Genomic DNA, 15,327 nt, shown 5'->3' with positions numbered 1-15,327 from the left:
CCCGGCGCGCCGCCTAGGGTATGGTGGAGCGCGGCGGCGCGTCGTTCACCTTGATGCTGAAGGTACCGTCGAGCATGGCCTTGTGGCGGGCCTGCACGCTGGCCACCAGGCCGCCGGGCAACTTGTCGGTGAACGTGCCTATCGACAGTGTCGAGCCCTGGTAGCGCATCTGCGAATACTTGCCGTAGTCGTCGGCCTTGAACGTGCCCCGGCGCACCATGGTGAGCGCCCGTTCGATGGTGGGCTCGACGTTCCAGAGCACCGATGCGACGACGGTGTCGGGATACTGCGGCTGCGTATCGATGACGTTGCCAATGACCAGCTTGCCGCGTTCCTGCGCGGCTTCAGCGACGCCGTAGCGTTCGGCATAAAGCAGGTCGACCCCCTGATCTATCAGGGTATGGGCAGCCTGTTTCGCCGCGCGTGGGTCGAACCAGGACCCGATGAACACGACGTAGAAACGCGCATCGGGATTCACTTCGCGCACGCCGTCCATGAAGGCGTGCATGAGGCGGTTCACTTCGGGAATGGGATATCCGCCTACCAGGCCTATATTGCCGCTTTCGCTGAGACCGCCGGCGATCATGCCGGCCAGGTAGGCGGGTTCCTGGATGTAGTTGTCGAACACCGAAAAATTGGGCTGCTGCGGGCGGCCGGACGAACCCATCAGGAATGCTGTCTGGGGGTAGGCGCGCGCCACGGCCCGCGAAGCGGCTTCGGCGCGGAACGCTTCGCCCACCACCAGCTGGGCTCCGTCTTCGGCGTAGCGCCGCAAGGTGTCCGCGTAGGTATCGTGCGGCACGTTTTCTGAAAACGCGTAGTCGATATCGCCGCGTGCGCGCGCCTGGAGCAGCGCGCCGTGCACGCGCGACACCCATTGCTGGCCGACCGGCACGGTGTACACCGCCGCGACCTTGAGCCTTTCGATCGGCTGAGCCTGAAGGCGTCCGGTAGCCAGGCCGGCGAAGACAGCACCCAGCCGCATCAGCGTGTTGCGTCGAGTGCGTCCAGAAGCTGGCAGGGTAGAGCGGAAAATCATGGACGTGGGCTCCACGCGGGGCGATTACAGTCGGGGCGTCGCGCGCGGGCAGAGGCTCGCGCTACGCGAGTGGATTATAGGCAGCTAGTTCGATGCCGGGCCAGGTGGGCAGTGCATAATCGTGGACGGACCCGCCGCGCGGCGTGGAACAGTCGAACCTATCGGAGAGTTCAATGCGATTGCTGTTTCTTGGAGCCGGCGGCACCGGCGGTTACTTTGGCGGGCGGGCGGCGCAAGCCGGAGCCGACGTCACCTTCCTGGTACGTGAAGCACGCGCGCGGAAGCTGCGTACGGAAGGCCTGCGCATTGAAAGCCCCCGTGGCGACGTCGTGCTCGAGCCTCAGGTCGTGACGGCCGACGAGCTGGACGGCACCTACGATGTCGTGGTGCTCAGTTGCAAGGCGTATGACTTCGCCAGCGCCATCGATGCGATCCGGCCGGCGGTGGGGCCAGACACCGCCATTCTGCCCATCATGAACGGGGTGGTGCAGTACGACACCCTGGACGCCGAGTTCGGCGCTTCGCGCGTATTGGGAGGGCTGTGCCAGATCAACGCATCCTTGGGGCCGGACGGCCAGGTGCAGCATTTGGGGCAGCATGCTTTGTTCGTCTATGGCGAGCGCGCCGGCGAGCCGCGCAGCCAGCGCTGCGTGGCGCTCGAGGCCGCGTTGGCCGACGCCGCCTTCAACAGCCGGCTCAGCGAAGTGATCTTGCAAGACGTGTGGGAAAAGTTCGTGTTCCTCGCGACCCTGGCGTCGGCGACCTGCCTGATGCGCGGACCGGTGGGACAGATCGTGTCCACCCAGGATGGCGAGACCATCGTGCGCGACCTGCTTGGCGAATGCCAGCAAGTGGCGTCGGCGTCCGGCCATGCCGTGCGCGCGGAGGCGGATGCCGCGGCGCTGAAGGTCCTGACCGACCGCAGTTCGACCGTCACCGCCTCCATGTTCCGCGACCTGCGCCAGGGAGGCAAAGTCGAAGCCGACCATATCGTCGGCGACATGCTGCGGCGCGCCCGCACCCTGGGCCTGGATACGCCGATGCTGCGCGTGGCCTATGCCCATCTGCAGGTGTACCAGGCGCAGCGCGAGATTGGTGCATGAAGTGCAACTGACTATCGCGCGCGGCGGTGTATCTCGGCCGCCGCGCCGGGACTAGCATGGAGTTTTCCACCTGTCCGGAGCTTCCATGAACATCGCACTGATAGGCATCACGGGCCGCGCCGGCTCGCGCATTGCCGACGAACTGCTGCGCCGCGGCCATCTCGTCACGGGTATTGCCCGCAACCCGTCCGAGGTTGCGCCGCGTACGGGGCTGACCGTTCGGCAGGGCGACGCGACCGATCCCGCCGCATTGGCGCCGTTGCTCGCGGGCCACGAGGCCGTCATCAGCGCGGCCCGCTTCCTGTCCACCGACGCCAGGCCGCTGCTCGAGGCGGTGCGGGGCGCAGGCGTGCGGCGGCTGCTGGTCGTGGGCGGCGCGGGCAGCCTGCGAGTGGCGCCGGGCCTGATGTTGATCGACACACCCGAGTTTCCGGACGTCTACAAGCCCGAAGCCCGAGCGGGGGTGGTTTTCCTGGACACGCTGCGGCACGAAACCGCGATGGACTGGACCTTTCTTTCCCCGTCCGCCCTGTTCGAGCCCGGCGAGCGCACGGGTGTCTTCCGCCTCGGCGGCGACGAGCTGCTGGCCGATGACGAAGGCAAGAGCTGGATCTCGATGGAAGACTACGCGATCGCGCTGGCCGATGAACTGGAGTCGCCGCGCCACTCGCGCCGGCGCTTTACCGTGGGCTACTGAGCCCGATTTGCGTATGAAAACAATCTACCTGGCAGGTTTTGATGTGTTCCGCCCCGATGCGCTGGCACAGGGTGAATGGTTGAAGCAGTGCTGCGCGGCCCATGGCTTCGAGGGCCTGTATCCATTGGACAACGAGACGCCCGATGGCCTGGCGCCGCGAGCGCTGGCGCAATGGATCTACGAGGCCAATACTGCCCTGATCCGCCGGGCTGATGCCGTGCTGGCCAACCTGAATCCGTTTCGCGGTGCCGAACCGGATTCGGGCACGGCCTTCGAGGTGGGTTACGCAATTGCCCTGGGCAAGCCGGTGTGGGCCTACGCGGAGCATCCCGAGTCGCTGGTGCAGCGCCTGGCCGTCGCCACCGCGGACGATCCGCCGCGTCATGTCGATGCCCAGGGCTACACGGTGGAAGACTTCGGGCTGACCCTGAACCTGATGCTGGCGTGCAGCGCCACGGTGGTGGTCGGTGACGTGCAGCAGGGCCTGGCCGAGATGGCCCGGTCCTGGCTGCAGTAGGCGCGCCACCGCGGCGTTCGCCGGGGATCAGGCCACGGCCATCTCCGCCGGCGACTGCGCGCCGAGGCGTCGGCGATGGTCGGCCAGTTCGGCAATGGTCAGCGCCACCAGGCCGTGCTCGGCGGCATAACGGGCGATGGCCTGCCCGCGCGCCATGGTGCCATCGGCATTCATCAGTTCGCACAGCACGGCGGCCGGGCGCAGCCCGGCCAGCAAGGCCAGGTCCACCGACCCCTCGGTATGGCCGCGCCGGGCCAGCACCCCGCCCGGCTGGGCACGCAGCGGAAATACATGGCCGGGGCTGACCACATCGCCGGCCTGCGCACCCGGCGCGATCGCTGCGCGGATGGTGGTGACGCGATCCGCGGCAGATACGCCGGTAGACACGCCTTCGCGCGCCTCGATGGAAACCGTGAAGGCCGTGCTGTAGCGGCTTTCGTTGCGCGCCACCATGGGCGGCAATTGCAGGCGGTCCAGTGTTTCGTCGGTGAGGCACAGGCATACGATGCCGCTGCAATCGCGGATCAGCTGCGCCATGACAGGTACGGTGAGCTTGTCGGCGGCCACGATGAGATCGGCTTCGTTCTCGCGATCGAAGTCATCCATCAGGATCACCGGACGCCCCAGCTTCATGTGGTGCAGCGCGCGTGCAAGACGCGTCTCGAACGGCTGGGCGTACAGGTCGGGGGGCAGATAAGGTACGTTGGAAATAACGGTGGACATTGAAACGCTCTCGCAGAAAAAAGTGGGCGAAAAACGTTTCAGGGCATATGAAGCCGAATCCCATGGCGCATGCGGACAGAGCAGCGCCGGGCTCGCCGCCTCGGCACGTACCCCGCCTGCCGGCGGGCATGAACTGGCACATCTTCTTTCATCCGGACTATGACCGTCGGCCCTGGCATCGCACCAGATCTGCTGACCCCGGCCACTGCTTGGCCGGGCGCTCGCGGGCTTGCCGCATTGCGGCTTACCGCCGGTGGGGATTTTCGCCCCGCCCTGAAGACGTACTGCTGTGGGCGCACCAGCGTGCGGCCCGGGTTTATTGTACGCGCCAACGGCCGGGATTTCAGGCCGGCTTCTTCTTCTTCTTTGTCTTCAGCGCCAGCATGGTGCCGCGGCACGTGGGCGCGCCGCACAGGCAGGCGTAATTTTTCTTGAGCGTCTTGGTCAGGCGCCCTTCGATGACCAGGCCGTAGTCGTAGAACAGCTCTTCGCCACGCGAGATGTCGCGCAACGCCGTAATGTAGACGCGCTTGCCGTGCCGGCCCTCCTGGGCTTCGCAGTTGGGCTCACAGGAATGATTGATCCAGCGGGCGTCGTTGCCGTTGTCTCCACCATCGATCACCCGTCCCGAACTGAGCGCGAAGAAAAATGTGTGGAAGGGGTCGTCGGGGTTGGTCGGGTGGCGGCGGTCGGCTTCCTTGGCGCTGATGCGCTCGCCCGCATATTCGATGATGCGCGTGCCGGCCGGAATCTTGCGCGCGGCAAACACGCCATTGCCATGCAGCTTGGAGCGGCGCACGACGTGCCAGGGCTTGGAGGGATCAGCGGTGGTCATGATAGTGGCGTGTAGCGGGCAAGCGGGGATTATATCGGCGCGCGGGTTGCCCGGCGGGCCTGCGCAGGCTTATTCGGAAACAGAGCCGGTCAGCGGCAGCTGGGTTTCTTTCAGGCGCCGCAGCACGAAGCATGACTTGCTGTGGCGTATTCCGGGAATGCGGTAGAGCCGTTCGCGCAGCAGCCGCTCGTAATCGCGCGTGTCGCGCACCGCGATGCGTATGTAATAGTCGTAGTCGCCGGACACCAGGAAGGCTTCCAGCACCTCAGGGATCTGGGCCAGGGCTCGGCCGAATTCGTACAGCGTTTCTTCGCTGTGGCTTTCCAGCGTGATGTGCACGATGACGGTGTCCATGAATCCCAGGCTGGCCGGGTCGATGTCGACCGTATAGCCGCGTATGACGCCGGCCGCCTCCATCCGTTTGATGCGGTTCCAGCAAGGCGTGGAGGACAGGCCGACGGCGCTGCCGATGTCGTTGAGGCTGGCGCGCGCATTCTGTTGCAGCGCGCGCAGAATGGCCAGATCGAACTTGTCCAGTTTCATTTTCTTTGTCCCGGGGGAAATAAAGATGAATTTACTCGAAACCCCGGTATTGCGTAGAAAAAAGGAGAAATATTCTGCGCATAAAGGCCTAAGATATTCATCATGAACGATCGCCTCCACGCCTCTGCCCTGGCCGCCCTGGGCCACGCTGATTCTCCTGCCCCCAATGGGGCGCAGATCCTGCTCGACACACTGATTGAAAGGGGGGTGGATACGGTGTTCGGCTACCCGGGCGGCGCCGTGCTGCCCTTGTATGACGCCCTGTACGCCGAGCCCCGGCTGCGGCATGTGCTGGTGCGCCATGAACAGGCGGCCGTGCATGCGGCCGAGGGCTATGCGCGAACGACCGGCCGACCGGGCGTGGTGTTCGTCACCTCGGGCCCGGGCATGGCCAACACCACATCGGGGTTGCTGGACGCCATGTGCGATTCGATTCCCGTCCTGTGCATCAGCGGCCAGGTGGCGTCAACCGCCATTGGCACTGACGCGTTCCAGGAATGCGATGCAATGGGCATTTCGCGCTCGGTGACGAAGTGGAATACCCAGATCCGCGCCGTGGAAGGCGTGGCCGACGTCGTGGGCCGCGCCTTCGACCTGACGCTGCAGGGCCGTCCCGGTCCCGTGCTGGTGGATTTCCCGAAAGACCTGCAATTGGCGCGGCCGGCGCCGGACGCCGATGCGGCGGGCTTGCAAAGCCGGCAGCTGTCCGCCCTGCGCATGCGCCGGCAGGCCGGAAAAACACCCTTCAAGCTGCCGCAGTCCGCGTTGCGGCGCGCCGCGGCCCTGATCGCCCAGGCGCGCCGGCCGGTGTTCTACGGCGGCGGCGGCCTGGTCAATTCGGGCCCCGAGGCCTGCGAGGCCTTTACCGCCCTGGTGCGCGAAACCGGCGCCCCCTGCACTTTGACGCTGATGGGCCTGGGCGCCTTTCCTGCTTCCGATCCGCAGTTCGTGGGCATGCTGGGCATGCATGGCACACTCGAGGCCAACATGGCCATGCACGAGGCCGACCTCGTGGTGTGCATCGGTGCCCGCTTCGATGACCGCATCACCGGCAAACTGTCGGAGTTCTGCCCGCATGCGCGCAAGATCCACATCGACATCGACCCGGCCTCGATCAACAAGGTGGTGCGGGTGGATGTGGCGCTGGTGGGGGATTGCCTTCCGCTGATTTCGGCATTGCGCGAATCGCTGGGCGGGCACGCCTTTCCGGCTGGGCGCCTGCAAGACTGGTGGCGGCGCATCGACGCCTGGCGAGCCAAAGACTGCCTGGCCTGTCCGCCTGCCGAAGACGCCATCTTGCCGCAGCACTTGATGCAACGCCTGAATGCAGCCCTGGCCGGGCGCGACGCCATCGTGTCGACCGACGTGGGGCAGCACCAGATGTGGGCGGCGCAATACCTGCGCTTTGAACGGCCCAATCGCTGGCTGACGTCGGGCGGCGCCGGCACGATGGGCTACGGCGTGCCCGCAGCCATTGGCGCCCAGGTGGCGCACCCCGACCGACTGGTGGTGTGCGTCAGCGGGGATGCGTCGGTGCTCATGAACATCCAGGAACTGTCCACCGCCATGCAGCACGAGACACCGGTGAAGGTGGTGTTGTGCAACAACGGCTACATGGGCATGGTGCGCCAGTGGCAGGAACTGATCCACGGCGGGCGCTACAGTCACAGCTATAACGCGTCGTTGCCCGATTTCGTGGCGCTGGCCAAGGCTTTTGGCTGGGGGGCCGCCCGGGTGGACGATCCCGCCAGGCTGGACGAGGCCCTGCAGGAATGTCTGGCCTACCCTGGCCCGTATTTCCTGGACGCGGTTGTGGCTGGCCAGGAGAATTGCTTCCCCATGATGCCGGCGGGCGAAGGGCATCATCGCATGATGCTCGCCGAAGACGTCTGGTACGAAGACGACACGGCGTGATAGACGCGGCATAAGAGACGCGGCTTGCGCAGTGTGCCGGAAAGATGCTGCCTGGAAGAGGGTGCTTGAATAAGGCCGTGACCAGTCGGCCGGAACGAGGCACCCATGCGCGGCGTCGCGCCCCGGCGGATAAAACCGGGGGCGCGATACTTGCCGATCAGTCGTGCTTGATCGAGATGGTCTTCAGGACGGTGAAGCTGTACAGCGCCTCAAAGCCCTTTTCGCGGCCATGACCGCTGGCCTTGACGCCGCCGAACGGCAGCTCGATGCCGCCGCCCGCGCCATAGTTGTTGATGAACACCTGCCCGCTGCGCACTTTGCGCGCAATGCGCATCTGGCGCGCGCCATCGCGGGTCCAGACGCTGGCGGCCAGGCCGTACTCGGTGGCGTTGGCAATACGTACCGCGTCGGCTTCGTCGTCGAACGGCATCGCCGCCAGGACCGGTCCGAACACTTCTTCCTGGGCGAGGCGGTGATCCACCGGCACGTCGCGCAGCAGCGTGGGAGCCTGGTAGAAGCCTTCGGCAGGTGCGCCGTCGGCCACTTTGCCCTGGGCCGCGGTGGGGATGCCGTCTTGCGCGGCCGCCTGCAGGAATTCCTGCACCCGTTCCTGCTGCGTTTTGCGAATGAGCGGACCGCAGTCCAGGTCTTGCGTGGCCGGGCCCGCGCGCAGGGCCGCAAAGGCCTGCGACAGGCGCTCGAGCACACGCTCGTAGGCGCTACGCTCGATCAGCAGGCGGCTGCCGGCCGAGCAGGTCTGACCGGCGTTCTGCACTATGGCATTCACGGCCACGGGCAACAGCGCGTCGATGTCGGCATCGGCAAAGACGATCTGCGGCGATTTGCCGCCCAGTTCAAGGGTGACCGGCACATGGCGTTCCGCGGCCGTCTGGGTCACCAGCACGCCGATGCGCGGCGAGCCCGTGAACGAGATGTGATCGATACCGGGGTGGCGGACCAGCGCATCGCCGGCTTCATGGCCGTAACCGGTGACGATGTTGATGGCGCCCGGCGGGAAGCCGACTTCGGCGGCGAGTTCGGCAAGCCTGAGCAGCGACAGGCAGGCGTCTTCGGCCGGCTTGACGACACACGCGTTGCCGGCGGCCAGGGCGCCGCCCACGCTGCGGCCGAAGATCTGCAGCGGGTAGTTCCAGGGCACCACGTGGCCCGTCACGCCGTGCGGTTCGCGCAAGGTAAGAACGGTATAGCCATTCTGGTAGGGCAGGGTTTCGCCGTGCAGCTTGTCGGCCGCGCCGCCGTAGTACTCGAAATATCGTGCCACCGCCGTGACGTCGGCACGCGCCTGCTTCGTGGGCTTGCCGCAGTCGCGCGATTCGATCTCGGTGAGTTCGTCGACGTGGTCGAGGATCTTGAGCGACAGCTTCAGCATCAGGCGGCCGCGTTCGGCGGCGGTGAGCTTGCCCCACGGGCCGTCATCGTAGGCGCGGCGCGCCGCGCGCACAGCCTGGTCGATGTCGGCGGCGTTGCCGCGCGCGATGCTGTCGTAGACCTGGCCGGTGGACGGATCGATGACAGGAATGGACTCGCCCGTAGCGCCGGGCACGGGGCGGTTGTCGATGAAATGCTGCTTCATGCCGATGAACCTATAGTGGTCGTTGCAGGGGGGCGGCCGCGCCGCCGGACATCTAGAACAAAATGGACAGGCCCGCGTCGACGGCCAGCACTTGCCCGTTGACGTACGACGCGGCAGGCGACGCCAGGAAGACCGCCGCGCCGGCAATTTCGTCGGGCTGGCCCCATCGGCCCATGGGGTTGCGGGAGGCCAGGGCGTCGTGCAGGCCCGGATTGTCGACGTAGGCGGCGTTGGTCTCGGTGGCGAACGTACCTGGTGCGATGGCGTTGCTGGTAATGCCCAGCGGGGCCAGTTCGACTGCCAGAGCCCTCATCATACCCGTGAGGCCCTGCTTGGCCGCCGGATAGACGGCGTCGCCGGGCCGCGCCAGTTCTCCCGCCACCGAGGTGATGGTGATCAGGCGCCCGCTGCGCTGCCGAGCCATGCGCTCGGCGGCCAGCTTGGCCAGCAGGATTCCGGCGACCAGGTCGGTGTCGATCAGCTCGCGGATCTCGTGCGATGACATGTCCTGCAGCGACTTGCGATTGCGTGCGCCGACATTGCTGACCAGGATATCGAGCCGGCCATGTTCGGCGTCGATGCGCTCGAAGGCCTGGCGCATGGCACTTTCGCTGCTGACGTCGAACACCAGCGCCGAGGCGGACAGGCCGGCTTCTTGCAGCGACCGCACAGTGGCGCTGACGGCGGATTCGGTACGGCCGTTGATCAGTACGTGGGCGCCGCTGCCTGCCATCGCGCGTGCGATGCTCAGGCCCAGGCCGCGTGCCGAGCCGGTTACCAGGGCAACCTTGCCGGCGAGCGAGAAGTTCTGCAGATACGATTGCGAGGCAGACATGGGCAGGGGATGTTCAGTCGCGGAATTCGGGCGCCCAGTGCAGCAGGCGCCGTTCGAGCCAGGTGACACAATAAACCAAGGCGATTCCCACGATCGACAGCAGCGTGACGGCCGCGAACATGTCCGTGGCGTTGAGCGTGGCCAGTGCCGTGATCATCAGGTAACCCATGCCCGTGGTGGAACCCACGAACTCCGCCAGCACCACGCCGATCAGCGCGAAGCTGATGGCATTGGGCAGCGCGGCGAAGGTCCAGGCTGCCGCGGTCGGGATGCGCACCCGCCAGAGGATCTGGCGCGGCGAGCCGCCCAGGGTGCGGCAGAAATCCACCAGTTCGCGTTCGACACTGCGGCCGCCCTTATAGGTGTTGAAGAACACCAGGAAGAACACGACAAACCACGAAGTCACCACCTTGGATGCCAGGCCCAGCCCGAAAAACATGGTGATGAGCGGCACGAAAGCGATGCGTGGCATCGAATTGAAGGCCACGATGAACGGATTGAAAACGTCCGACAGCATGCGGCTGCGGCTGAGCGTCATGCCCACCAGGAAACCGCTGCCCACGCCCACGGCCAGCCCCACCAGCGTGGCTTCCAGGGTCAGCAGCAGATGCGGCCAGACCGAGCGCGGTCCGGGCTGCAACCATTCCCACAGCCTGACCGCCACGCGCGAAGGCTGGCTGATGAAGAACGGGTCGAACAGGGTGTTCTGTACAAACCAGGGAATGCGCGTGAGGCCTTCCCAGCTGCCCAGCAGCGCGACCAGGATCAGCACTTGCCATGCAATGACCCGCAGGCGGCGCAGCAGGCCGGCACGGCGATCCTGGCGGATCTGTTCTTGAAGCGACGGTATCGAAATTTCGGACATACGACGGCGGGTCAGGCGGCGGCGCGGAATTGTTGCCCCAGCACCGACCACAGGCTTTGTACGTGGGCGGTGAACTCGGGCGTCTCGCGCAGGGTGAAGACGTCGCGCGGATGCGCGATGGTGATGCGTTCGTCGAGCAGGACTCGGCTGGGCGGGCCCGACAGCACCACCACACGGTCGGACAGCGTGATGGCCTCGTCCAGGTCGTGTGTCACCATCACGATGGTCTGGCCGAGCTTGCGCCAGATCTCGATCAGCTCGCGATGCAGGTGCGTCTTGGTGTGGGTGTCCAGGGCTCCGAACGGCTCGTCCAGCAGCAGGATGCGCGGCTCGACGGCAAGGCTCATCAGCAGGGCCACCCGACGCCGCATGCCGCCCGACAGCTGGTGGGGGTAGGCGTCGCCAAATTGGCTCAGGTGGCCGAGCTCGAGCAATTCGGCTACCCGCCGTTCGATGCGTGCGGCGGGCACGCCCTGGAACTTCAGGCCCAGCGCCACGTTCTTGCGCACATTGAACCAGGGCAGCAGCGTGTCTTTCTGGAAGATGTAGCCGAGCGCCGGGGGTACCTGGCCGTTGACCGGTACCCCCGCCACGCTGATGCTGCCGGTGGTCGCGGGGAAGAACCCCGCGATCATGTTGAGCAAGGTGCTCTTGCCGCAGCCCGACGGGCCCACGATGGATACGAACTCGCCTTCTTCGATGGACAGCGACACTTCGCCCACGGCGTGCACGAGGCCGCCGCGGGACTGGTAGGCCTTGCCCACCCGATCCAGTTCAATCATGGCAGGGGCCCTACTTCTTTTCGTGCGCGCGCTTCACGAAAGACATGTCGACGCACCTTTCATAAGGCACCTTCTTCAATTCTTCGTTCGAGAACTGGCGGTCGTCGCCCATGATGCCCAGCATGCGCTGGTAGGCATCCGGCGTGATGATGTTGTCTTTCAGGAACACCGACCCCTGGTAGACGCCCAGGGTCTTCTCGATGGCGCCGCGCGGGAAGGCGCTGAGATAGTCGTCATAGATGGCATCGGTGAGCTCGGCCGCGCTGCTGCTGTTGATGAAGGCCTGCGCGCGCACCATGGCCGTGACGAATCCCTGTACGGTGTCGGGGCGCTTCTGGATGGTGTCCTGCAATGTCAGCGCCGCAATGCCCGGGACGTCACCGCCCATGAATTCCTGCCATGACGCGTCGGTCGTGGCGTCGAAAATCGGCACGCCCCACCCTTCTTCGCGGGCCTGTTCCATCATGGACATCGTGGCCATCGAGGCCGAGACCGAGCCTGTCTTGAGCGCGCCCAGCATGGTGGCCAGATCGCCCAGCGGGCGCACGTCCACCTGGCCGGCCACCCCGGCCTTCTGCATCAGGTATACGGCCATCAGCCAGGTGACCGACTGCGGCTGCGTGGCGCCCACGCGCTTGCCCGCCAGGTCTTTCAGCGTCTTGATCTTGCCGCTTTCGTAGTCTTCGCGCCGCACGATGACGTTGGCATACGTGAGCTTGCGGTCAAAGCCGAATATCAGGCTGGCGGGCTTGCCGGCCAGCGTCAGGGCCGGCGCGGCCGTGGCCGCCGTGGCGCCGAACAGGATCTGGCCGGCGGCCAGCATCTGCATGGTGCGGGGCCCGCTCTGCGAGTTCAGGTATTCGACGTCCAGGCCGGCTTCGCCGAAGTAGCCTTTCTTCAGCGCCACATAGGCGGCGGCGAAGAACGGGTCGATGCTGCCCAGGCCGAACACGGCCTTGCCGGCGCTGGCCTGTGCGAAGGCACGTGGCCCCATCAGGCTGACTGCGCCCAGGGCGCCTGCGGCGGCCAGGAATTGGCGGCGGTTGGAAACGGGTTTCAGTGTGCTGCGGAGCATGTCGTCCTCGTGGGTTATTGATTGTTGTTGGACGATAACAATACCGCAAAATGCAGCGCTGCATGCAGGGCGTGCGCCGCGCGTACCGCCGGGCGCCCTTCGTGCAGGGTCGCCCGGCGTCAGACGGGCTTATTCAGCCGTCTTTTTGGCCGTCTTCTTGACGGCTTTCTTCACGGCTTTCTTGGCCGCCGGCTTGGCCCCGGCTTTGGTCGCGGCCTTCTTTGCCGCAGTCTTGGCAGGCGCCTTCTTGGCGGCCGTTTTTGTGGCTGTCTTGGCCGCCGTCTTGGCCGGCGCCCGCCCGGGCTTGGCGGCGCGAGGCTCGAACTCGAATCCGACCTTGCCGTCGGGCTGGCGCACCAGGAAAGCCTTGAACTTGCGGTTGGTGCGGCTGGAGACGAATCCGTCAAGCAGGTCCGTGCGCCCGTCGGTCAGCAGCTTCTGCATCTGCAGGCCCGAGATTTCCTGCTGCAGGATGATCTTGCCCGAGCGGAAATCGCATTGCTTTTCCGGGCCGACCGATTTTTCGCACACATAGCTCAGGCCATGTTCGAACACGCGCGAACTGCATTTGGGGCAAGGCCCCACCGGGGTGTGGCCGGAGAAGTCCACGGGCTCGCTGTCGTCGTCGTCGTTCTGGCCGAAGTCGAATTCCAGCTTGAATTCATCGCTGATGCGCAGGATGGCTGCGAACGGACGGCCCATTTTGCTGATGAAGCCTTGCAAGGGGCCGATCTCGCGCTTGGCGAGCAGTTCCTCGACTTCGGGCAGTTCGAACGTGCGGCCGCCCGGATGCTTGCCGATGGAAAAATCGCACTGAGTGCACGCGTAGCGGCGATAGTTTTCCTTGACCACGCCGCTGCACTTCGGGCATGGCGTTTCCAGGGTGGCATAGTCGCCGGGCACGGTGTCACGCTCGTACTCTTTGGCCCGCTTGACAATAATCTGCGTCATCTGCGCGATTTCGCGCATGAAGGCCGCGCGGTCCAGGCCGCCCTGCTCGATCTGCTTGAGCTTGTGTTCCCATTCGCCCGTCAGTTCGGGCGAAGTGAGTTCGGTGACGTCGAGCCCGGACAACAGCGTCATCAGTTGCCGCGCCTTCGCGGTGGGCACCAGTTCCCGGCCTTCGCGCCGCAGGTAGCCTTCGCCCAGCAAGCCCTCGATGATGCCGGCCCGCGTGGCCGGCGTACCCAGGCCGCGCTCGGACATGGCTTCGCGCAGTTCCTCGTCATCGACCAGCTTGCCGGCGCCTTCCATGGCCGACAGCAGCGTGGCTTCGTTGTAGCGGGGGGGCGGCTTGGTCGACAGCCCGACCGCTTCGACGTCTTCGGTACGGACGGTTTCGTTGTCGGCCACGGCCACCAGGTTGGCGTCTTCGCCCTGGGCTTCTTTGCCGTACACCGCGAGCCAGCCCGGCGCCACCAGGACTTTGCCCTCGGTCTTGAAGCGGTGACCCTGGACTTCGGTGATGCGGGTGGTGACGCGGTATTCGGCGGCCGGGAAGAACACGGCCAGGAATCGCTTGAGCACCAGGTCGTACAACTTGCCTTCGGCTTCGCTGAGGTCGTGGGGGATCTGCAGCGTGGGAATGATGGCGAAGTGATCAGACACCTTCTTGTTGTCGAAGATGCGCCGGTTGGGCTTGATCCAGTTTTGCGCAACGACGGTGCCCGCATGGCGGGACAACTGGCCCACCGCGTTCGAGCCGCCTTTGGACAGTGCCTGCATGGTTTCGCGCACCGTGCCCAGGTAGTCTTCGGGCAGGTAGCGCGAGTCGGTACGCGGGTAGGTCAGCGCCTTGTGGCGTTCATAAAGGGTCTGCGCCAGCGCCAGCGTGGTCTTCGCCGAAAAGCCAAAGCGCCCGTTGGCGTCGCGCTGCAGGGACGTCAGGTCGTATAGCGCGGGCGACATCTGGGTGGACGGCTTGGATTCCTCCGTGACACTGCCCGGCTGTTCACGGCAGGCCGCCACCACGCTTTGGGCGGCGGCTCGCGACCACAGGCGGGACTCGCGCTTTTCGGGATCGCGCTCGTCGCGCTTGAAATCGGGGTCGATCCAGCGGCCCTGGTACAGACCGGCGGCCGCCACGAAGGTGGCGTGCACTTCCCAGTAGTCGCGCGGCACGAATGCGCGGATGCGGGCCTCGCGCTCGGCCACGATGGCCAGCGTGGGCGTCTGAACGCGGCCCACGGGCGTTTTGAAGAACCCCCCGTCTTTGCTGTTGAAGGCGGTCATGGCGCGGGTGCCATTGATGCCCACCAGCCAGTCGGCTTCGGCGCGCGACCGTGCCGCCGCTTCGAGCGGCTTGAGCTGAGCATCGTCGCGCAAGTTCTCGAACGCCTCGCGGATGGCCGCCTGCGTCATGGACTGCAACCAGAGGCGGCGTATGGGTTTCTTCACGCCCGCGTACTGAATGATGTAGCGGAAGATGAGTTCGCCCTCGCGCCCCGCGTCGCACGCGTTGATCAGGGCGTCGACGTCTTTGCGCTTGGCCAGCTTGACCAGCAGCTTCAGGCGTTCGGCAGAACGTTTGTCTGCCGGCCCCAGCTCGAACTCCGGCGGGATGACGGGCAGATGCGCGAAACTCCACTTGCCCTTGACCGGGTCGTTGGGCGCGACGAGGCCGAGCAGATGGCCGATACTCGAAGCGAGCACGTAACGTTCGCTTTCAAAATAATCACCCTCGCGCGCAAAGCCTCCGAGGGCGCGTGATATATCGAGGGCTACCGAGGGCTTCTCGGCAATAATCAACGTTTTGCTCATGGGTATCCATTGGCGGTAGACCCGCCGGTGTAGCGCGGATGATAC

The 15,327-nt window shown here is 65.6% G+C and carries 14 protein-coding genes and 1 riboswitch; of the genes, 4 read left to right on the top strand and 10 right to left on the bottom strand.

Going from position 1 to position 15,327, the window contains the following annotated elements:
• Positions 1-13: 13 nt before the first annotated feature.
• Positions 14-1,039 carry a BMP family protein gene (locus ACV17W_RS13470; RefSeq protein ID WP_462592838.1) on the bottom strand — a complete coding sequence of 342 codons (1,026 nt, stop codon included), beginning with the start codon at positions 1,037-1,039 and terminating at the stop codon, positions 14-16.
• Positions 1,040-1,212: 173 nt separating this feature from the next.
• Here ACV17W_RS13470 and panE point away from each other — a divergent pair, with 173 nt between their 5' ends.
• The 3 genes from panE to ACV17W_RS13455 all read left to right on the top strand — a co-directional run bounded on the left by panE (position 1,213) and on the right by ACV17W_RS13455 (position 3,356).
• Positions 1,213-2,142: a 2-dehydropantoate 2-reductase gene (panE, locus tag ACV17W_RS13465; protein WP_462592837.1), complete on the top strand. Its 930-nt coding sequence runs from the start codon at positions 1,213-1,215 to the stop codon at positions 2,140-2,142.
• 85 nt (positions 2,143-2,227) lie between these two features.
• On the top strand, positions 2,228-2,839 hold the full coding sequence (locus ACV17W_RS13460; RefSeq protein ID WP_462592836.1) for an NAD(P)-dependent oxidoreductase: 612 nt from the start codon (positions 2,228-2,230) through the stop codon (positions 2,837-2,839).
• 13 nt (positions 2,840-2,852) lie between these two features.
• A complete protein-coding gene (locus tag ACV17W_RS13455; RefSeq protein ID WP_462592834.1) occupies positions 2,853-3,356 on the top strand; it encodes a nucleoside 2-deoxyribosyltransferase in 504 nt (167 codons plus the stop codon).
• A 27-nt stretch (positions 3,357-3,383) separates the two neighbouring features.
• Here the strand turns inward: ACV17W_RS13455 and ribB are convergent, their stop codons facing one another.
• The 3 genes from ribB to ACV17W_RS13440 form a co-directional block, all read right to left on the bottom strand.
• Positions 3,384-4,079 carry a 3,4-dihydroxy-2-butanone-4-phosphate synthase gene (gene ribB, locus ACV17W_RS13450; protein WP_462592833.1) on the bottom strand — a complete coding sequence of 232 codons (696 nt, stop codon included), beginning with the start codon at positions 4,077-4,079 and terminating at the stop codon, positions 3,384-3,386.
• Positions 4,080-4,215: 136 nt separating this feature from the next.
• Positions 4,216-4,364, bottom strand: a riboswitch (FMN riboswitch).
• A gap of 58 nt (positions 4,365-4,422) precedes the next feature.
• A complete protein-coding gene (locus tag ACV17W_RS13445) occupies positions 4,423-4,914 on the bottom strand; it encodes an SET domain-containing protein (protein WP_462592832.1) in 492 nt (163 codons plus the stop codon).
• A gap of 69 nt (positions 4,915-4,983) precedes the next feature.
• Positions 4,984-5,457 (bottom strand): Lrp/AsnC family transcriptional regulator, encoded by a 474-nt coding sequence (locus ACV17W_RS13440; RefSeq protein ID WP_462592831.1) that lies wholly within the window; start codon positions 5,455-5,457, stop codon positions 4,984-4,986.
• Positions 5,458-5,550: 93 nt separating this feature from the next.
• On the opposite strand from ACV17W_RS13440, the gene ilvB reads away from it, so the two are divergent.
• Positions 5,551-7,371: a biosynthetic-type acetolactate synthase large subunit gene (gene ilvB / locus ACV17W_RS13435; RefSeq protein WP_462596551.1), complete on the top strand. Its 1,821-nt coding sequence runs from the start codon at positions 5,551-5,553 to the stop codon at positions 7,369-7,371.
• A gap of 157 nt (positions 7,372-7,528) precedes the next feature.
• On the opposite strand, the gene ACV17W_RS13430 is transcribed toward ilvB, so the two are convergent.
• The 6 genes from ACV17W_RS13430 to ACV17W_RS13405 all read right to left on the bottom strand — a co-directional run bounded on the left by ACV17W_RS13430 (position 7,529) and on the right by ACV17W_RS13405 (position 15,282).
• A complete protein-coding gene (locus tag ACV17W_RS13430; protein ID WP_462592829.1) occupies positions 7,529-8,965 on the bottom strand; it encodes an aldehyde dehydrogenase family protein in 1,437 nt (478 codons plus the stop codon).
• Between the two features lie 52 nt (positions 8,966-9,017).
• Positions 9,018-9,800, bottom strand: coding sequence for an SDR family oxidoreductase (locus ACV17W_RS13425; protein ID WP_462592828.1), 783 nt, complete (start codon positions 9,798-9,800; stop codon positions 9,018-9,020).
• A 13-nt stretch (positions 9,801-9,813) separates the two neighbouring features.
• On the bottom strand, positions 9,814-10,665 hold the full coding sequence (locus ACV17W_RS13420; protein ID WP_462592827.1) for an ABC transporter permease: 852 nt from the start codon (positions 10,663-10,665) through the stop codon (positions 9,814-9,816).
• Between the two features lie 11 nt (positions 10,666-10,676).
• Entirely contained in the window at positions 10,677-11,447 is a 771-nt protein-coding gene (locus ACV17W_RS13415; RefSeq protein ID WP_462592825.1) for an ABC transporter ATP-binding protein, read from the bottom strand.
• A gap of 10 nt (positions 11,448-11,457) precedes the next feature.
• Positions 11,458-12,522, bottom strand: a complete 1,065-nt coding sequence (locus ACV17W_RS13410) for an ABC transporter substrate-binding protein (protein WP_462592824.1) — start codon at positions 12,520-12,522, stop codon at positions 11,458-11,460.
• A 129-nt stretch (positions 12,523-12,651) separates the two neighbouring features.
• On the bottom strand, positions 12,652-15,282 hold the full coding sequence (locus ACV17W_RS13405; protein WP_462592823.1) for a DNA topoisomerase III: 2,631 nt from the start codon (positions 15,280-15,282) through the stop codon (positions 12,652-12,654).
• Positions 15,283-15,327: the final 45 nt, after the last annotated feature.

The organism is Bordetella sp. MIP270_01_BMS, assembly GCF_054958705.1.
The sequence above is the reverse complement of the archived record's forward strand: the minus strand, read 5'-3'. Positions and strand labels throughout refer to the sequence as shown.